This is a genomic window from Bacillus sp. 22-7 (genome assembly GCF_010628845.1).
Lineage (GTDB): Bacteria > Bacillota > Bacilli > Bacillales > Cytobacillaceae > Cytobacillus > Cytobacillus firmus_B.
The window spans coordinates 22,456-41,749 of record NZ_NJQY01000009.1; the positions used below are offsets into that span (position 1 = coordinate 22,456).

Consider the following 19,294-nt stretch of genomic DNA (forward strand, 5'->3'; position numbering starts at 1 on the left):
TGAGGAAAAGGAAGAGGGGGAACCATGTTTTTTCACGGCACTATGAAGGCAAACGACAAAGGGCATCTTGAAATTGGCGGTATGGATACTGTCGAACTCGCCAGTCAATTTGGAACACCTTTATACGTATATGATGTAGCATTAATAAGAGAAAGAGCCAGAGGATTTAAGGAAACTTTCGAAAAGCTTGGAATAGAAGCACAAGTTGCATATGCGAGCAAAGCTTTCTCAACAGTGGCAATGGTTCAGCTTGTAGATGAAGAAGGACTATCATTGGATGTGGTATCAGGCGGAGAGTTATACACTGCTCTTGCTGCAGATTTTCCATCTGAAAGAATCCATTTTCACGGGAACAATAAGAGCAGAGAAGAACTTGAGATGGCTCTAAAGAATCATGTCGGCTGTATTGTTGTCGATAATTTTTATGAGCTGGAATTATTAGAGGAAATCTGTGAATCTCTTGCAGTTAAAACTAAAATTCTACTGAGGGTTACGCCAGGAATCGAGGCACATACCCATGACTATATCTTAACCGGCCAGGAAGATTCAAAGTTTGGATTTGACCTGCAGAATGGCCAGGCTGAAAAGGCTCTGCTAATAGCTCTAAATTCAAACTGGATTGAAACACTTGGACTGCACTGTCATATCGGCTCTCAGATTTTCGATACAACAGGCTTCATTTTGGCTGCCAAGAAAATTTTTGAGAAGATGGCAGAATGGAAAGAAAAACATGCATATGAACCTAAAGTGCTTAACTTAGGCGGAGGTTTTGGAATCCGCTATACAGAAGAAGATGATCCGATTCATGCATCTAAATATGTTGAAGAAATTATCCTGGAAGTAAAAAAACAGGCTAAGCATTTTTCCATGAAGATGCCGGAAATTTGGATTGAGCCGGGGCGTTCCCTAGTGGGAGATGCCGGAACAACTTTATACCAGACTGGGTCACGCAAAGAGGTTCCAAATGTAAGAAATTATCTCGCTGTGGATGGCGGCATGAGTGATAATATCAGGCCGGCCCTTTATCAGGCTAAGTATGAAGCGGTATTGGCAAACCGGGTGTTGGATAAGCCGGAAGAAACAGTATCAATTGCCGGAAAATGCTGTGAATCAGGCGATATGCTTATTTGGGATTTGCCTCTTCCAAAAGCAGGGGATCAAGACCTCCTGGCTGTTTTCTGTACAGGCGCATACGGTTATTCTATGGCGAACAATTATAATCGAATCCCAAGGCCTCCTGTAGTTTTTATTGAAAATGGAGAGGCTAAGCTGGTTGTTAAAAGGGAAACCTACGAGGATCTATTACGATTGGATCTGCCCATTAATGAAAAAATAAAAAATTAAGCTGCCCCCTAAGGCAGCTTAATTTTTTTTAAGAAAAGAAGGCTTTAATCGCATCTATTGCACTAGTGAAAAAACGTTTCAGGTTTTCTAAAAATCCCTGGCCTTCTTCACTTTCAAGGTATTTGGAAATTTTGTCTTTTGCCTGGTTAAGCTGTTCACCGACCTGATTCCAATCAATATCAAGCTCTTTCAGCTTGTTAAATAAATCTATTAAGCTTAGAATCTCCTGTTCGGTCAGAGTGATGCCAAGGTCCTTTGCTGCATTTTCGATAATTGTTCTGAGTTCTGCATCGGTTTCAGGTGAATTTTTGGCAATTTCCTCTTTGATTTTGGTAATTAAAGCAGCTGCATTCTCGTTTCCAACCGAATCGCCAAGCTTGGCTGTTTCAACCATTTCCTCATTTGCCGCCTGTTTTACATCCTCAGGAATTGTTTTTTCAGCTGAAATTTCATATGCCTTAATAATGCCTGTTAAAGCAGCTGTTCCAGAAACATTTGCAGGTGCTGTAATATAAATTTTTGCATCTTTTACACCTGCAGTAATCAAAGCATTAATGTACATTTCATCTGTGACCCAGTTAATATTCTTAGTCTCGACTTCAAGGCCGGAGCCTTGTTTTGCTACTGTGACTGCCGAAGAAGATATCGCTCTTGTTCCTATAAGAGCTTTAGAGATATAATTTCCAAGATATTGATGTTCTTCCTCATTTGAAACAGTAATAATGGCAGCATCTTTCGGAGCTTTCATTTCAGCCAGAAGCATATTTTTTTGTTCTTCTGATAGATTCTCACCTAAAGTGACAATTACATCACCTTCCGCCATATCTGCAAATGCCTGTATCGGCAAAATAAATAATAGCGACATTATGAATAGTAATAGCATTTTATTCCATTTCATGCGGTTACCTCCCGGAGTAAAAATAGCGAAGCCATATGCCAGTTCTTCGGCTCGCTTAATGGCTTCCTGTAAATAGACGATTCCTTCTGCGAAAAAGTTTCAACTCTCCTCTAACAGAAACCTTAGCTCAAAATGCCTATTTCAGCAAGCAGAATGGAATTATGAGAAAGAATAGTGTAAAATGAATGATAGTTTGTAAGTCATAGGATTTATATATAAATGGGGGCAGTAAGGAAATATGAAAAAAAGCAATTGGCTTCTTTTTATAATATTGCTTGTGTTAAGCATCGGATGGGGACTTGTTTACTGGTTCTTTATAGTATAGGCTTTGCCGAAGGCGTCAAGGTAATGAATTAGCCGGTTTTATTCGAAAATAGCAACATTCAGCATGAATACATATACTGTTATGAAAAAGTTTACAAACATTAAAATATGGGAAAAATAGTTTATGATGTTTTTATTCAAATAATGAGGGATTAATATGCTAATTCGATATAAAAAGTCATTTGAAAAAATTGCAATGGGTCTTTTATCTTTCATGCCTAATGAAAAAGACTTGAAAAGGCTGCAGCAGACGATGAAGCAATATGAATCAGAAGAAAATCGGCAGCTGTTTTTGTGGAAGGAAGGCGAAGATATCATTGGACTGGTCGGCGTTACTTCAAGTGATCAGACAATGGAGATTCAGCATATCTCTGTTAACCCGTCACACCGGCATCAAGGCATTGGCAAAACAATGATAAAAGCATTGGATGAACTATATCCTGGGAAAACTTTAACTGCAACCGATGAAACCGAATCTTTTCTAAGCAAATGTGATGTTAATTAACAAAAGCGGGTGTGCCTGCACAAACCCGCACCCGGTCAGCTTAACCGCTATCGGGGTTCAGCAATATGCTTTGCTACATGGAAAAGGCAGCGAATAAATTATTCCTGCCTTTTTTTCCGGTTCAGGGCATCAAGTCTTTCTTTAATAACCATGGTTCTATCTCTTCTTTTATGGCGGTGTACAATATCTTTATCTGGTAAATTGCTGTCAAAGCACCAGGGAAATCCCTTGGATGCACAGAACTTCATACATTCTTCCTTAAGTAAGGGATCTATAATTGGCAAGTTAACACTGGAGTAATCTCCGCCTTTTTGAATCAGTAGAAGCCTGTTCTTAAGATCCTTTATCAATTGACCTGTATCCAGACCCAGTGCCTGTATTTCTTCAGCTCTGCTCTCCAAAATGACGATTCCTTTGCGGAGGGTTCGTTCAGCACCATTTAAATTCTCTCTGCGATGATGATAAAAAGAAACTGCCATAAGAATTAATCCGACCCATGCAGACTTTTTATTGTTTGGGTCCGTACTCTTCCAATATTCCTCCAGTAACTCGTGACATTCAAAATAATCTCGGTCACCATGAAAATGGACCAGGAACTCAATATATTTATCAGGATACATACTTTCACTCCTTGAAATTCTTACTTCATTTTACCACAGCTCAATCGATTAACAGAAAAATAAAAACCCGGCGCTTAACCGGGCTTTAACAGCTGATAAATCTGAACATATATATTGGTGATTTTGGGTTGCTAACAGGACAGCCTTGTCTATTGGCATATGTGCAGAATCTGCTTAATAAACAAGGAGGCTTAGAAGAAGCAGGAAGCTCCGACAATAATTAATAAGATGAACAGAACGACAATTAAAGCAAACCCGGTTCCGCAATCTCCAAATCCAGTATTAGACATATAAAATACCTCCTGTATCTTTATTTCCCTACATCGTATGTAGGCAATTGCCTTATTGATTGGGCGGTTCAAAAAAATCACGAATGAAGCAGGGGCATTGCTGACATCAGGTTTATTTTTCTATTGGATAACATCCATGAATAATCTATACTAGATATAGCCTTTTGGCATTTAAGGGAATTTATATTAGGAAAATTTGGTGGGTATTTTATGCAATATGATCATTATAACGTCAAAATAGATGCTTTCGAGGGGCCTCTGGATCTTCTTCTTCATCTTATTAACAGGCTGGAAATTGATATCTATGACATCCCTGTATCAGAAATTACCGAGCAGTACCTCATTTATATACATACAATGAAGGAGCTTCAGCTTGACGTAGCAAGCGAATATCTTGTAATGGCCGCAACGCTTCTGGCAATAAAAAGCAAAATGCTGCTGCCAAAGCATGATGAGGAAGAGCTCGAGGATGAATTTGGAATGGAAATGGAAGAAGACCCCAGAGATGAACTTGTAGAACGGCTGATTGAATACCGTAAATATAAGGAAGCTGCAGAGGAGCTTAAGGAGCGGGAACAGGATAGAAGTTTAATGTATACAAAGCCGCCTGCAGACCTTTCGGAATATGTGAATGAAACACAGCAGGAAAAAGCTGATTTGAATGTAAGTCTTTATGATATGCTTGGCGCTTTGCAAAAGTTATTAAGAAGGAAAAAACTGCAAAGGCCGCTTTCTGCAAAAGTTGCCCGCCAGGAGATTCCCATTGAGAAGCGGATGTCTGAAATTGTGGAACAGTTAAGAAGTGTAAAAGGCAGGAAAAAATTCACCGATCTTTTTCCGGTATCGGACAGAGAGCATATAGTAGTAACTTTCCTGGCGGTACTGGAGTTAATCAAGCGAAAAGAAATTCAGGTCGAGCAGGACAAAAATTTCTCTGATATTTTTGTAGCTTCCATGGAAGGAGGAAAATAGTGTGGAGATCGTTAATTGGAAGGGGATAGCCGAAAGCCTCCTGTTTGCAGCTGGTGATGAAGGCTTGTCTCTTAAGCAAATTGCCCATGTGCTGGAGGTGGAAGAGAATCAGGTCCGTGAAATAATGGACAGTCTTATGGAAGACTACAATACTGGCAGCCGCGGAATAATGGCTGTTGAATTGGCGGGGACTTTTCAGCTGGTTACGAAAAAAGAGTTTTCCCCATACCTGAAGAAGCTGGTAGAGTCTCCTTCTGCCGCTTCCCTTTCTCAGGCGGCACTCGAGACGCTCGCAATTATTGCTTACAGACAGCCTATTACAAGGACAGAAATTGAGGAAATTAGAGGAGTCAAGACAGAGAGACCTCTTCATACATTGTCTGCTAAAGCCCTGATTAAAGAAGTTGGACGGGCAGATGGAACAGGGCGTGCCTATTTGTATGGAACGACTAAAGAGTTCCTTGATTATTTTGGCCTTAAAAGCATAGAAGAGCTTCCGCCTCTCCCGGATAAGATCAGTGAAGAAGAGGATTCATTACAGGAAGAGGCTGATTTATTCTTTGAAAAGTTCCAGGAGCTCGATTCTTGAGTTTTCTGACACATTACATAGGAAGTGTGGTAAAATAGATTTAAATTTTTCCCTTTCCTTTTAATACATATTAATCTTGTAAACCATCGGAAAATAGGAGGGTTTTGCTTGCTGATTAAACATTGCAGGGGATATGAGCTTGAAAAAGAAAAGCCAAACACCTCGGAAGATTTTTTTAACAGAAGTGAGATTGTGTTCGAAGAAGATGGACAGGAGAAGACTTTTCATGTTTTATACGTCCGTTTCTTTGATGAATCCATGAATGAGTTCACACCATATGACCAGGATCCAGTCTTTAAGGCTGGTTCTAGAGAAGTTCGGTTCAAGGATATTGTTGCTCTTTCATGTTTATTGAAGAACCCGGGTTTTAGACATCGCAAACGAATTTATCTTAATTCAAAGGCTGATTTTGCATCCTATTTTCAGGATCTGGAATTTTCCAAGCTTCCCTCCATTTTTGAAGCGCTGGAGAGTAAAAAATCCTATGACCTGCGATCACCTTTAGATTTCATTGTTCAACCGCAACAATAGCCAGTTTATAATTATGGGGGTGTAATGGATGGGGAATTCAATTGTTAAATCACAGATGGAAGATGTGAAAAATTTCCTCGGTAATAGCGTTGCCGCATTTGAAGATTTCTTAAATAATACAACAATAAAAGATCTTGAAGCAGAACAACAAGGGAATGCGAATTATTATAAAAGTATCCTCTCACATGTTAGAAAACTGCTTGTATATTGTGAAGAAGGACTTGATGCCAGCACGATCATATTAAAAAGTGACCCTTTCCAAAAAGGGGCTGCCGAAAAGACGTTATACCGGATTTACCATCAATGCATTGAAGAGTTTTTTTCTCCGAAAAATGATGCATGGTTTGAGAATAGCCGTTCAGCATATACAGGAAAAAACTCAATCCAGTTTCATGATGAAGTTCCGGACAGCCTCAAATCAATGTTCAGGCAGCTGGAAGGAGAGTTTCAAAGGGTTCGTGAGGAACTTGAATATTACGAAACAGATTACCGGACAAAAATGATTCAATCAAAATAGCATTGGAAGTGGAGAACAGCGGGCAGCTGTTCTTTTTTTTCTGGCACGTTATAGGGAGATTTCCATTTTCATTGGAAAACGTACAAACTTTCACTCATACAAATAGAAAGTGAGCTATTTATGGAAGCGAGTGAGGGATTGTATGAGTAAAATGGAAGATTACATTAAGGACGTTACGAAATGGAACAAAGAGCTAAGAGATTTTTTAGACTCGGAGGATGTTGAACAAAACAATGAATTGTGGCAGAGGCTGGATCATTTTACCGAAATTATGGATGGAATAAACGGCCCGCTGGATATAGAAGCTTTGGAAAAGCTGCAGAAACAAGTGGACTCTCTTCATTCTGATATGGAGAATTACTTTTCCAATAGACAGCAGCTTGGAAATATCTATATGAATGAAACGTACATTTCTGCGGGAAAGCATATTTTACCCCCGCTGCCTTACGATTACAGCGCACTTGAACCGCATATCTCAGGGGAAATTATGAGGCTGCATCATGATAAGCATCATCAATCATATGTAGATGGCTTGAACAAAGCAGAGGTAATGCTCCAAAAAGCAAGGAATAATAATGATTACAGCCTCGTAAAACACTGGTCCCGCGAGCTGGCCTTTCATGGTTCCGGTCATTATTTGCATACGATTTTCTGGAATAATATGAGTCCTGAAGGCGGTGGGAAACCTTCCGGTGCACTCCTGAAGGAAATGAACAAATACTTTGGGAGCTTTGAGAAATTCAAAAGCCACTTCACTGAAGCAGCCAAGCAGGTAGAAGGAGTGGGCTGGGCAATCCTGGTGTGGTCTCCAAGAGCGCGCAGGCTCGAAATACTTCAATCGGAAAGGCATATGCTTTTAACCCAGTGGGATACAATCCCTCTGCTGGCTTTGGATGTATGGGAACATGCTTATTATCTGCAATATAAAAATAACCGTGGTGACTATATTAAAAATTGGTGGAATGTTGTCAACTGGAAGGATGTAGAAAACAGGTATTTAAAAGCATCTGAATTAAAATGGAAGCCTTTCTAAATAGGAGCAGAAATAAGCAAGAGGGGAGTACTAAGCGTATTCCCCTGTTTTTTGATGTACAAGCCGTTTCCAAATCCACAATACAAGTCAAACATAATAGTCATATCACTACTTGTCCTGCATAAACTTGTACAAATAAATGAAAACATGCGACTCCTCCTTTTGGGGAGATCATGTATTTCGCTCAATCTGACATCCACAAAGGAGACGGGGTTTTGTGCAATGAAAATGTTTAGCAGGCTGATGGCCATATCTTTGGTCACCGCGTTGATGATGGTGAATTTCCCTCAGAAGACAGAGGCTTCAGTTTCAGTAAGTGCCCGGAGCGCAATATTAATGGAACAGGATTCTGGCCGTATCCTTTACCAGAAAGAAGCAAATGAAATGAGGAGAATAGCAAGCATTACAAAAATAATGACGGCAATTCTGGCCATAGAATCCGGAAAAATGGACGATATGGTTAAAGTAAGTGATCGTGCTGTCAGAGCGGAAGGGTCATCGATATATCTAAAGGCAGGAGAAAAAATAAAGCTTGAAGATCTGGTTTACGGGCTAATGCTTCGTTCAGGCAATGACTCTGCAGTCGCAATCGCAGAACATGTTGGCGGAAGCCTTGAAGGATTTGGCTTTTTAATGAATAAGAAAGCTGAAGAAATCGGCATGAAGAATACCCATTTTGCAAACCCTCATGGTCTGGATGATCATGAAGACCATTATTCGACTGCTTATGATATGGCTCTGCTGACCAGGTATGCAATGAATAATGAGAACTACCAAAAGATTGCAGGAACAAAGGTGCACCGTGCACCAAACCCGAATGAAAGCTGGGACAGGGTGTGGAAAAATAAAAATAGGCTCCTGACCGAATTATATGAGTATTGCACAGGGGGGAAAACAGGATATACAAAAAGGGCAAAGAGAACTCTTGTAACAACAGCATCGAAAGGCAGTCTTAATTTGATTGCAGTCACCTTAAACGGGCCGGATGATTGGAATGACCATATAAATATGTATGAAACAGCTTTTAGAACCTTTGATTCTGTGGAAGTCATGCCTGAGGGAATTATATCGGATATTGATGATGAATTTTATAAAGGCAGGGTTTATATAAAGCATTCATACAATTATCCTGTTACCAAAGAAGAGAAAAACAACTTTAAAATTGATATAAAGCTGCTGAAGCCTGAATCAGAATGGGATGACGGCAGGACAACACCTGACGTGGTCGGTCAGGCAACTGTGTATTTTGAAGACCAGCAAATTAAAAAGCTCCCAATCTATTATAAGCATGATGAGGTAAAAGAGGATAAGTCTCTATTAGACTACTTTAAGGGTCTTTTCACCTCAATTGCAGGAGTGAAGACAAATGGTTAATATCATTTGGGTGATGCTTACAGCTATAGGCTTAGTTTTTGCTATGATAAACGGCACCATAAATGAAGTGAACGAAGCCATTTTCAATGGTGCAAAAGAAGCGGTCACGTTGTGCATCGGTCTAATCAGCATTCTTGTTTTTTGGCTGGGAATGATGAAAATTGCCGAGGACGCAGGCCTGCTGAATAAGCTTGCTTCCCTATTCAGGCCAATTGTGAAAAAACTTTTTCCGGAAGTGCCCGGTGACCACCCGGCAATGGGATATATGCTATCGAACATGATGGCCAATATGTTCGGTCTCGGAAACGCAGCTACCCCTCTTGGCATAAAAGCAATGGAAGAGCTGAAAAGATTGAATGGGGGTAAGAATGAAGCAAGCCGTTCTATGATAACCTTTTTGGCCATCAACACTTCAAGTCTGACCTTAATTCCTACAACCGTGATTGCCATACGGATGAATTATAATTCTGCCTCGCCCACCGATATCGTAGGTCCTACCTTAGTGGCTACATTCTGCTCTTCATTGGCCGCAATAATGATTGACCGTTATTTCTATTACCGAAGAACGCGAAAAGGATGAGGTTAGGATGGAGATTGTTTCAGCTGTTTCCCTTTGGTTAATTCCTATTTTAATAGGCTTTATATTAATATATGGAACATTTAAGAAAGTTCCTACTTATGAAAGCTTTACTGAAGGCGGAAAAGAAGGAATAAAAATTGCTGTATCCATTATTCCTTTTCTTGTCGGGATGCTTGTAGCCATATCGGTTTTCAGGGCTTCCGGTGCCCTGGAGTATTTTATGAATCTGATCAGGCCAGGACTGGAGGCAATTGGAGTGCCTCCTGATATCGTACCCTTGGCTATAATTCGTCCGATCTCAGGAACTGCAGCACTGGGAATGACCAGTGACTTAATTGCTGTCCATGGTCCCGACTCCTTCATAGGCAGGCTTGCCTCAGTACTGCAGGGCAGCACAGATACAACTTTTTATGTCCTGACGGTCTACTTTGGAGCAGTGGGAATCAAAAAAATGGGAGATGCACTTAAAGTCGGACTGCTGGCCGATTTGGCAGGCATCATAGCATCCATTGTGATCGTAACACTTGTTTTTGGCAGTATGTAACCATTAAAGAAATGATCCGGAACAAAAGATACCTGAGTGTGGGTATCTTTTTTATTTTACTTTCAAATCTCAACTTTCAGTAATTACAGTTTATTACTTACCTAAGCTGTTTTGGCAATGGTTTGCTTTGAAAACTTGACGAATTATGTCATAATTCATTAGGAGTGAAAAAGTATGAAGTATTGTTAATAAAACTTTGAGGTGACATAAATGGAAAGATTGCAGAAAGTTATTGCCCATGCAGGGGTTGCTTCGCGAAGGAAAGCTGAAGAGCTAATGGCTGAAGGGCGTGTAAGGGTTAACGGAAAAACAGTAAAGGAACTGGGTGTTAAGGTCTCTCCTTCTGACCGCATAGAAGTGGATGGAATACCGTTGGAGAGAGAGGAGCCTGTTTATTTTCTTCTCTATAAACCAAGAGGAATCATTTCAGCCGTCTCAGATGACAAGGGCAGAAAAGTCGTCACGGATTTCTTTGAGGGAATCAAACAAAGAATATACCCTGTTGGAAGACTGGATTACGATACATCCGGAATCCTCATTCTTACCAATGACGGGGAGTTTGCGAATCTTTTAATGCACCCAAGCAATGAGATTGAAAAAGTCTATGTTGCCAAGTTGAAAGGCATTCCTTCAAAAGAAAAAATGAAGAGCCTTCAAAGAGGCATTGTGCTTGAAGATGGAAAAACAGCACCTGCCAAAACCAAGCTGTTATCAATGGATAAGAAAAAACAGACAGCTATTGTGGAAATCAGCATTCATGAAGGACGCAACCGCCAGGTTAGGAGGATGTTTGAAGCCATTGGACATCCTGTTCTGAAACTGAAGAGGGAGAGATATGGGTTCCTCACTCTGCAGGGATTATCAGCGGGGGATGCAAGAGAACTTACTGCCCATGAAGTTAAACAGCTTCGGACACTCGCGATGAAGAAGAAATAGTCAGCTTTAGAAAAATTCATAGAAGTGTCACAGTTACGCTAATTTGTAAACAATATAGGTATGATGAAAAATGCTATAATAGTAAACAGCTATGAGGCAAAAATCTTTTCCATATGTTACATATAAATTTGTTAAGGTACGGTCTTTTGGCCTGATTAGGATGCCTTAGGAGGGGAAGTTTTTTATGAAAAAGCAGCGTCTGGTAATGAGAACAGTCATATTGCTTGTCCTTGGTGCTGCCGTGGCATATACGCTATACGCAAATTTTACGAAAGATAAAATTCAAAAGGTTGCTGTTGGGGAAAAGGCACCTGATTTTGTTCTGACAGATATGGATGGCAATAAACACAGGTTATCCGATTATGAAGGCCAGGGTGTTTTCCTGAATTTCTGGGGTACATGGTGCAAACCCTGTGAGAAAGAAATGCCATATATGAACAATCAATATGAGCAATTTAAAGATGAGGGTGTTCAGGTTTTGGCTGTTAATGTCGGCGAGACAGATTTAGCAGTAAATAAATTTTCTGAGCGTTACGATCTGGCTTTCCCGATTGTAATTGATAAGGATGGCCAAGTCCAATCTGCTTACGGAATTAATCCTCTTCCTGCCACTTTTCTCATTGATAAAGATGGAAAAGTTGTCAAGTATATTACAGGCGAGATGACGGAAGAAACGATCAAGAACTATATGGAACAGATTAAACCATAAGTTACGGGGAGTTTTATATATGAAAGAAGTAAAATGCGACTGCGGCCATGTTAATCCCATAGGTACTATACTATGTGAGTCGTGCGGGAAGGTATTGGAAGAAAAAGAAAAAGACAAGAAACTTCTCGATATGCGGTATGAAGGCAGTGCACGCCGCTCGCAAACCTATAATAAAACGATAATTGATAAGATATGGAATTTCTTCTCATCTGTTAAGGTTGGAGTCTGGCTGATCGTAATAACGCTGATAGCATCAGCCGTTGGAACAATACTGCCTCAGGAAATGTACATTCCGCCAATCATGCCTGCTGAAGAATATTACGAAGACCAATATGGATGGATTGGTAAATTATACTACGATCTTGGATTTCATAATCTATACAGCTCATGGTGGTATTTGATTTTGATAGCCTCAATCGGTATATCTCTTGTAATATGCAGTCTGGATAGGGTTGTCCCTTTGTATAGAGCTTTAAAAAAGCAGAAGGTAAGCCGTCATGAAAGCTATCTGCAGCGCCAGAGGGTTTTTGGTGCGTCACAGCCAGAAGATACTGATAAGGCCTTCACAATGGCAAAAGAAAAATTAAAATCCAAGAAATACAGCATCCGGGAAGAGAATGGAAACATCCTTGCGGAAAAGGGACGTTTCTCAAGATGGGGCCCATACGTTAACCATGTGGGGCTTATCATATTTTTAATTGGCGGAATGCTCCGTTTTGTACCGGGCATGTATGTTGACAAAATTCTTTGGATCCGGGAAGGCGAAACAAAGGTCATTCCGGAAACCAATGGTGAATATTACCTTAAAAATGATGGCTTCATCCTTGAAATGTATGATAAAGAGAAAGATAACGAAGTGTTTGGGGAAGCGATTGACAAAGCAGGAATGGTAGCTAAAAATTATCAGTCCAATGTCATTCTTTATAAAAAACAGGGCGATACTGTTGCAGGTGAAGAGGCTGATCTCAAGAAAGTTAAGGACTATGAAATTAAGGTAAATAAACCTCTGAAGTTTGAGAACTTTGCATTATACCAAGTAGATTATAAACTTAATGAACTTAACAAAATGTCATTTGCCCTTACAAATAAAAAAACGGGTAAGGAATACGGGGATTTAACAGTCGACCTGAATCATCCACAGGATGAATATGATCTTGGAAATGGCTATAAAGCAGAAGTTGTCAGCTATTTTCCCGATTTTGAATTTGATGAAAATGGAGAACCTGTTACAAAGTCCAGAATCCCAAATAATCCTGCCTTTGTTTTTAAAATGTTTACTCCGGATAAGCCTGATGGCGAAATAAGTTTTGTTGCGATCAGACAGACTATTGAACCATTCGGCGATAATGAATACAAGATGGCCTTTAAAGGCATAGATACTAAAAATGTATCGGCCCTGACCGTCCGAAAAGATTTAACATTATGGATTATCGCATTGGGCGGCGTTATTTTCATGATAGGTGTTGCACAGGGATCTTATTGGAACCATCGGAGAGTTTGGCTGCGCCGTGTTAATGGAGAAGTGTGGGTAGCAGGACACACTAACAAAAACTGGCATGGACTTAAAAGGGAAATTGAAGCAGCATTGGATGGAACCGGAATTACGATGCCGGAAGATCAGCTGCAAAATCAAAGTGAAAAGAAAGGCTAAGGAGGAATCTGAGTGGTTACAATAAGCAGCAATTTACTATACACAGCTTTTATCCTCTATTTAATTGCTACTGTCTTTTTTGCCGGCTCTATAAAGGATAAGAATAGAACGAAACAAGGGCCAAACAGATGGGCAGCAATTGGATTATGGATCTCGATTATCGGGTTTGCTGCACAGCTTGGCTACTTTATTACAAGGTGGATTGCAGCCGGGCATGCGCCTGTCAGCAACCTTTTCGAATTTACAACATTCTTTGGAATGTCGCTTGTTGGTGCTTTTATAGTGATTTACTTAATTTATAAAACACCTATTTTAGGAGTCTTTACGCTCCCGGTTGCGGTACTGATGATTGCTTATGCAAGTATGTTTCCGCGGGAGGTTTCACCGCTGATCCCCGCCCTGCAGAGTGATTGGCTTCATATTCATGTTACAACAGCTGCAGTTGGGCAGGCTATTTTGGCTGTAAGCTTCGCTGCCGGATTAATTTATCTGGTAAAGTCAGTGGATCAAACTAAGCAAAGCAAACAGAGATTCTGGCTGGAAGCCGTTATGTTTGGCCTGGTTTGTACACTTGGATTTATTATTATAAGCTCAAGCTTCTCAGCTTCAGGCTACAAGGCGGAATTTAACTGGATTGATAAGAACGGTCAGGAAGACGTTCTCGAATATCATATGCCTGCTTTAACAGGTCCTCACGAGGGCCAGCTGATTACAGAAGGTAAATTTGAACCGCTTGCGGAAATGCCTGCAATTATTAATGCTAAAAAATTAAATACCGTTATATGGTCTTTGGCTTCAGGTGTCATTCTATATCTTGCTCTAAGATTGGTTCTACGCAAAAGGGTTGGAGCTGCACTTCAGCCGCTTGCCAAAAATATTAATCTTGATTTGGTTGACGAAATCGCTTACCGCTCAGTATTAATAGGATTTCCGGTCTTTACACTAGGAGCTTTGATTTTTGCCATGATATGGGCACAAATTGCATGGACTCGTTTCTGGGGATGGGATCCAAAGGAAGTATGGGCTCTCATTACCTTCCTATTTTATGCTGCCTACCTGCACCTTCGCCTTTCAAAGGGCTGGCATGGCGAAAAGTCTGCATGGCTTGCTGTAATCGGATTTATCATTATCATGTTTAATCTGGTTGCGGTAAACCTGGTCATTGCCGGATTGCACTCCTACGCTGGATCATAATGAAAATAAACAAGCCTTCACTTCACAATAGTGAAGGCTTTAATTAAAGATTTTTTATTGAACGTTAGGGGGACTTGAAAATGGAAAACCAAGTGAAAATATTACTAGTGGATGATGAAGAAAGAATCCGCCGTTTATTGAAGATGTACCTTGAGCGTGAAAATTTTTCAATTGATGAAGCAGAGAATGGTAACCAGGCTTTGTCAAAAGCCCTGGCAAATGATTATGATGTCATCCTATTGGATTTAATGATGCCCGGCAAAGACGGAATAGAAGTCTGCAGAGAACTGAGAGAAAAAAAAGCTACCCCTGTGATCATGCTTACAGCTAAAGGGGAAGAAGTTAATCGCGTACAGGGATTTGAAGTCGGCACTGATGATTATATCGTAAAGCCTTTCAGTCCCAGGGAAGTTGTCCTGCGTGTGAAGGCTTTATTGCGCAGATCTTCTAAAACTACTTACCTGCAGACAGAAACAACAGCAAAAGATGTAATCGTATTTCCTCATCTAACGATAGATAATGATGCTCACAAAGTATTGGCTGATGGAAAAGAAGTCAGTTTGACGCCAAAGGAATATGAACTGCTTTATTTCCTGGCAAAGGCGCCGGATAAGGTTTTTGACAGGGAGCATCTGCTTAAAGAAGTATGGCATTATGAATTTTTCGGAGATTTGCGAACAGTTGATACTCATGTGAAGCGCTTGCGTGAAAAACTGAATAAAGTTTCTGAGCAGGCTGCCAGAATGATTGTCACCGTTTGGGGAGTGGGCTACAAGTTTGAGGTTATTAATGAATGATGCTCTTTAGGAGTGTTGCCGGAAAGCTTTGGGGCACAATTCTTTTATTAGTTTCCTTTGTACTGCTTATTTTAACAGTCATGCTGCTGGAATTCTTTGAGAATTACCATATAAATGAAACAGAAAAAGGATTATCAAATACTGCCCATAAAATAACCAGAATTTTAAAAGAACATAATCGTGATGTCGGTTTGGAGATTTCCTGGGAGCTTGTCGATGATGTTACAAAAGTAGTCATAATTAACTCGCCGAAAGAGTACTACTATTCTCCAAACCATACAGATTCATTAAAACTGCCCATTTCCTACCTCACCGAGGAAGATGATTTAAAAGAAGTTCTTACGAAAGACAAGACTGTAAAAAAAGTAACATCCGTTAATCCGGAGTATACAGATGTATCTGCAGATGACGACAGCAAAATTCTTATCATTGGAGTCCCGCTTGAAGGTGACGGCAGCAATGGAGCCGTTTTTATTTATCAGTCCATTGAGGTAATGCACGAAACATTGCGTTCAACCACAAAGTTTATTTTGCTGGCTGCGGGAGTTGCCATCATTTTAACAACCATCTTTGCTTTTTTCTTATCGACAAGAATCAATGCTCCACTGAGAAAAATGAAAGAAGCTGCCTTTGAGGTAGCAAGAGGTAAATTTGATACGAAAGTTCCGATTCTGACTAATGATGAGGTTGGCGAATTAGCCATGGCTTTTAATCAAATGGGCAGACAGCTGAAATTTAATATGAATGCCTTAAGCCAGGAAAAAGAACAGCTGGCAAGCATTTTAAGCGGGATGGCTGATGGGGTAATCACCTTCAACCGGGATGGAACGATACTGATTACGAATCCTCCTGCAGAGCGTTTTCTGCAAAGCTGGTTTTATGAGCTGGATGACATCGAGAATAATACGGAGGAAGTTCCTTCCAAAGTAATGGAGCTCTTCCAGCTTGCTGTTAATACGGAGAAGGAACAGATTGGTGAAATCCCAATACAGGGCCGTTCATGGGTGATAATCGTTAGCCCTCTTTATAATAAAAAATATATTAGGGGAGCGGTTGCAGTTATCAGGGATATGACGGAGGAGCGTAAGCTTGATAAGCTCCGCAACGATTTTATAGCTAATGTTTCTCATGAATTAAGGACGCCAATTTCGATGATGCAAGGATATAGTGAAGCGATCGTCGATGATATTGCGGGAACGGATGAAGAGAAAAAAGAGATGGCAAGTGTCATTTATGATGAATCCCTGAGAATGGGCCGGCTTGTGAACGAATTGCTTGATCTTGCCAGAATGGAAGCTGGGCATATTCAGCTGACAATGGAAGAAACTGATGTAAACTCCTTTCTGCAAAGAATCACCAGAAAATTCCAGGGACTCACAAAAGAGAAGGAAATTAACCTGGAACATGATTTGCAAAGCGAAAATTTATCTATTCAATTGGATCCGGACAGAATAGAACAGGTTATGACCAATCTGATTGATAATGCCATCCGGCATACCCCCCATAACGGAGAGGTTAAAGTTATCGAACGGAGTGATGAACGGGGACTGCTTATCGAAGTGAAAGATTCTGGCTCGGGAATCCCCGAAGAAGACCTGCCCTTTGTATTTGAGCGTTTTTACAAAGCTGACAAAGCAAGGACAAGGGGCCGCTCCGGAACTGGCCTTGGACTCGCAATTGCAAAAAATATTATTGAAGCTCATAAAGGTCATATTACGGTTCAAAGCAAGACCGGACATGGTACGACATTTTCAATATTTATCCCTCGAAATGACGGATAAAGACGGGAATTGTGGCGATTGTTCTTGATACACGGGAAACAATTAATCATAGGCTGGGGAAGGAGATGCAAGAATTTCCTTCCCTTTCTTTTTGAATTATAATGAAAAGGCATTGGCCGTTCGTATCTGAAGGCAGGGAGTAATCCCCCGCCCAAACAGGCTCTTGCGTTTTTCTGCACAATAATAATATAGTTAAACTGTAACTTTTTTTAGAGAGAGAACGACTATTTTATTGAACGGGGAGGGGAATTCATGGACTCCGTTTTTGATGAACTTTATAAAAAATACCATCAGGACGTTTTTCAATTTCTTTTTTATATGGTCAAAAACAAGGAACTGGCTGAGGATTTAGTTCAGGAAGTCTATATAAGAGTGTTAAAGTCATATGAAAGATTTGAAGGGAAAAGCAGCGAAAAAACCTGGCTCTTTTCAATTGCGCGGAATGTTGCCATTGATTCCTTTCGCAAGCAAAAGGGCTGGAAACAAAAGATTATGGAGAAATTTGACTGGTCAACTCAGCAGGTAAAGGATGAACACCCCTTGCCTGATGAAATTGCTGTTCAACGGGAAGAAATCCAGATGATCTATCGCTGTCTTGATTTATGCACCATTGACCAGAGGCTAGTCATTATTATGAGATATATACATGAACTCACCATTACAGAAACAGCTGATTCACTTGGCTGGACTGAAAGTAAGGTAAAGACAACGCAGCACCGTGCGTTAAAGGTGTTGAAAAATCATATGGAACATTTTAAGGCAAAGGAGGGAATGGATAATGAAGGAATCAAAATGGAGCGATGAGCAGCTTCAGGAATTGCTGAGCCAGATGCCTAAGATTAAAGATAGTCGAGACCCGAGAGAAATTTATCAAACCATACAAATCAAGATGGGCAAACAAAAGAAAAGAACATGGGTCATGCCTGCTGCAGCAGCGGCTGCTGCATTGCTCCTGCTTTTCATTCTTGCCCCGAACCTTATGAATTGGCAGGAGTCTGCTGATCAACAAGTCGAAATTCAATCAGATCAGACACAATCATCTGAACAAATAACCGGTGACAATTACAGTATATCGGAAGCCAAAGACGAAGATTCAGACCCGGAACCTCTTGCAAAAGAAGAAGATCCACAAGAGGATCATGCGCAGCTTTCCGGTGACCCGGAAAAAGAATCTAGCAATGATATAAGCATGAAGTCTGTTTCATCCGAAGCAAGCCCTACTGCCGTTTATGAAGAAGACTTGGCAGGAAAAGAAGTCCTGACCTATGCAATTCCGGATAAGGAGGCTCAAAATATTGTACCTGTCAGCGTTCTGGTTGATAGTGACCCGGCCAGGACGAAATTTGCTCTGTTTGAAGACACGATGAGCAAACTTACTGAAGATGCATGGGGTTTAGATGATTACTATCCTTTAAAAGCAAATTTAACTCATGACCAGGAAAATAACATCCTGACAGTTGATGTGCCGGCGGATCACCCATATAGTATTTCCTCCACCTCAGAGTTACTTTTAGAGAAGGTTTTGGCGAATATAATGAACAATTTAGATATAGAAAAGATTGACCTTAGAACGGAAGGGAAAGTCGGCATTGAGTTCGGCCATTATGGATATAGAGACGAATTTATCCCGGAAAATAGCAATGGTAACTTAATTTATTATTTCTTGTATCCTAATGGTGCAGATTCAACACCATTCCTGGTGCCGTTAAGAGAAGAGCTCAATTCGGTAAAAGATGCTCTGAAAGCCATGAAACAAAATAGGACTGAAAATAATTTACAGGCATCCATACCGGATGATGTTGATTTTGAAATAGAAGAAAAAAAGGATGGCAAACTCAAAATCCGTTTTAATAATGAATCAGAAATAATCGATAATGCACCAACACTTCATGCGATCGAAGCAATCCTTCTTACGGCAAAAGACTTTGATTTCGACACGGTCAAATTAGAAAATGCAGATGTTGATAAAATAGGCAAGTTTGATCTTACTGAGGAATTAAAGGTACCTGTAGCAGCTAATAAACGAGATTTGCCAAATTAGAAAGGCGGCCCTATGTGGCCGTCTTTTCCATTTTAGGATAAAGTTCCTCCATATCTGCATAAAA

At 40.4% G+C, this 19,294-nt stretch carries 21 protein-coding genes; 18 read left to right on the top strand and 3 right to left on the bottom strand.

Annotated elements, in window-relative coordinates:
* The first annotated feature begins 24 nt into the window (after positions 1-24).
* Positions 25-1,344: a diaminopimelate decarboxylase gene (gene lysA, locus CE058_RS07740; protein WP_048008113.1), complete on the top strand. Its 1,320-nt coding sequence runs from the start codon at positions 25-27 to the stop codon at positions 1,342-1,344.
* Between the two features lie 28 nt (positions 1,345-1,372).
* On the opposite strand, the gene CE058_RS07745 is transcribed toward lysA, so the two are convergent.
* A complete protein-coding gene (locus tag CE058_RS07745) occupies positions 1,373-2,242 on the bottom strand; it encodes a DUF1002 domain-containing protein (protein ID WP_048008114.1) in 870 nt (289 codons plus the stop codon).
* A 481-nt stretch (positions 2,243-2,723) separates the two neighbouring features.
* On the opposite strand from CE058_RS07745, the gene CE058_RS07750 reads away from it, so the two are divergent.
* The gene (locus tag CE058_RS07750; protein ID WP_035330083.1) at positions 2,724-3,071 is read left to right on the top strand and encodes a GNAT family N-acetyltransferase; all 348 of its coding nucleotides are present in this window, start codon (positions 2,724-2,726) and stop codon (positions 3,069-3,071) included.
* Between the two features lie 98 nt (positions 3,072-3,169).
* Here the strand turns inward: CE058_RS07750 and CE058_RS07755 are convergent, their stop codons facing one another.
* Both CE058_RS07755 and CE058_RS07760 read right to left on the bottom strand, forming a co-directional pair.
* Complete coding sequence (locus tag CE058_RS07755) at positions 3,170-3,691, bottom strand: DUF309 domain-containing protein (protein WP_048008115.1); 522 nt, start codon at positions 3,689-3,691, stop codon at positions 3,170-3,172.
* 191 nt (positions 3,692-3,882) lie between these two features.
* Positions 3,883-3,981 (bottom strand): YjcZ family sporulation protein, encoded by a 99-nt coding sequence (locus tag CE058_RS07760; RefSeq protein ID WP_048008116.1) that lies wholly within the window; start codon positions 3,979-3,981, stop codon positions 3,883-3,885.
* 210 nt (positions 3,982-4,191) lie between these two features.
* Between CE058_RS07760 and CE058_RS07765 the strand changes: the two genes are divergently transcribed.
* The 16 genes from CE058_RS07765 (at position 4,192) to CE058_RS07840 (ending at position 19,230) form a co-directional block, all read left to right on the top strand.
* Positions 4,192-4,953, top strand: coding sequence for a segregation/condensation protein A (locus tag CE058_RS07765; RefSeq protein WP_048008117.1), 762 nt, complete (start codon positions 4,192-4,194; stop codon positions 4,951-4,953).
* 1 nt (position 4,954) lies between these two features.
* Positions 4,955-5,542, top strand: a complete 588-nt coding sequence (gene scpB, locus CE058_RS07770) for an SMC-Scp complex subunit ScpB (protein WP_163141791.1) — start codon at positions 4,955-4,957, stop codon at positions 5,540-5,542.
* Positions 5,543-5,650: 108 nt separating this feature from the next.
* Positions 5,651-6,073, top strand: coding sequence for a hypothetical protein (locus CE058_RS07775; protein WP_048008119.1), 423 nt, complete (start codon positions 5,651-5,653; stop codon positions 6,071-6,073).
* A gap of 28 nt (positions 6,074-6,101) precedes the next feature.
* Positions 6,102-6,590 (top strand): YpuI family protein, encoded by a 489-nt coding sequence (locus CE058_RS07780; RefSeq protein WP_048008120.1) that lies wholly within the window; start codon positions 6,102-6,104, stop codon positions 6,588-6,590.
* Positions 6,591-6,732: 142 nt separating this feature from the next.
* The gene (locus CE058_RS07785) at positions 6,733-7,623 is read left to right on the top strand and encodes a superoxide dismutase (protein ID WP_048008121.1); all 891 of its coding nucleotides are present in this window, start codon (positions 6,733-6,735) and stop codon (positions 7,621-7,623) included.
* 222 nt (positions 7,624-7,845) lie between these two features.
* On the top strand, positions 7,846-8,997 hold the full coding sequence (locus CE058_RS07790) for a D-alanyl-D-alanine carboxypeptidase family protein (RefSeq protein ID WP_048008122.1): 1,152 nt from the start codon (positions 7,846-7,848) through the stop codon (positions 8,995-8,997).
* Positions 8,990-9,577 carry a nucleoside recognition domain-containing protein gene (locus CE058_RS07795; protein ID WP_163141792.1) on the top strand — a complete coding sequence of 196 codons (588 nt, stop codon included), beginning with the start codon at positions 8,990-8,992 and terminating at the stop codon, positions 9,575-9,577. Before CE058_RS07790 ends, CE058_RS07795 begins: the two co-directional genes overlap by 8 nt.
* Before the next feature lie 7 nt (positions 9,578-9,584).
* On the top strand, positions 9,585-10,121 hold the full coding sequence (locus CE058_RS07800) for a spore maturation protein (RefSeq protein WP_048008123.1): 537 nt from the start codon (positions 9,585-9,587) through the stop codon (positions 10,119-10,121).
* Positions 10,122-10,331: 210 nt separating this feature from the next.
* The gene (rluB, locus tag CE058_RS07805; protein WP_048008124.1) at positions 10,332-11,057 is read left to right on the top strand and encodes a 23S rRNA pseudouridine(2605) synthase RluB; all 726 of its coding nucleotides are present in this window, start codon (positions 10,332-10,334) and stop codon (positions 11,055-11,057) included.
* Positions 11,058-11,241: 184 nt separating this feature from the next.
* Positions 11,242-11,766 (top strand): thiol-disulfide oxidoreductase ResA, encoded by a 525-nt coding sequence (gene resA / locus CE058_RS07810; RefSeq protein WP_048008125.1) that lies wholly within the window; start codon positions 11,242-11,244, stop codon positions 11,764-11,766.
* A 19-nt stretch (positions 11,767-11,785) separates the two neighbouring features.
* Positions 11,786-13,417: a cytochrome c biogenesis protein ResB gene (gene resB / locus CE058_RS07815; RefSeq protein WP_048008126.1), complete on the top strand. Its 1,632-nt coding sequence runs from the start codon at positions 11,786-11,788 to the stop codon at positions 13,415-13,417.
* Positions 13,418-13,429: 12 nt separating this feature from the next.
* Positions 13,430-14,611: a c-type cytochrome biogenesis protein CcsB gene (ccsB, locus tag CE058_RS07820; RefSeq protein WP_048008127.1), complete on the top strand. Its 1,182-nt coding sequence runs from the start codon at positions 13,430-13,432 to the stop codon at positions 14,609-14,611.
* 80 nt (positions 14,612-14,691) lie between these two features.
* Positions 14,692-15,408: a response regulator transcription factor gene (locus tag CE058_RS07825; RefSeq protein ID WP_048008128.1), complete on the top strand. Its 717-nt coding sequence runs from the start codon at positions 14,692-14,694 to the stop codon at positions 15,406-15,408.
* Positions 15,405-17,189, top strand: a complete 1,785-nt coding sequence (locus tag CE058_RS07830; protein ID WP_163141797.1) for an ATP-binding protein — start codon at positions 15,405-15,407, stop codon at positions 17,187-17,189. Before CE058_RS07825 ends, CE058_RS07830 begins: the two co-directional genes overlap by 4 nt.
* A gap of 252 nt (positions 17,190-17,441) precedes the next feature.
* Positions 17,442-17,993, top strand: coding sequence for an RNA polymerase sigma factor SigX (sigX, locus tag CE058_RS07835; protein ID WP_048008130.1), 552 nt, complete (start codon positions 17,442-17,444; stop codon positions 17,991-17,993).
* Positions 17,968-19,230, top strand: a complete 1,263-nt coding sequence (locus tag CE058_RS07840) for a GerMN domain-containing protein (RefSeq protein WP_048008131.1) — start codon at positions 17,968-17,970, stop codon at positions 19,228-19,230. Before sigX ends, CE058_RS07840 begins: the two co-directional genes overlap by 26 nt.
* The last annotated feature ends 64 nt before the right edge of the window (positions 19,231-19,294 follow it).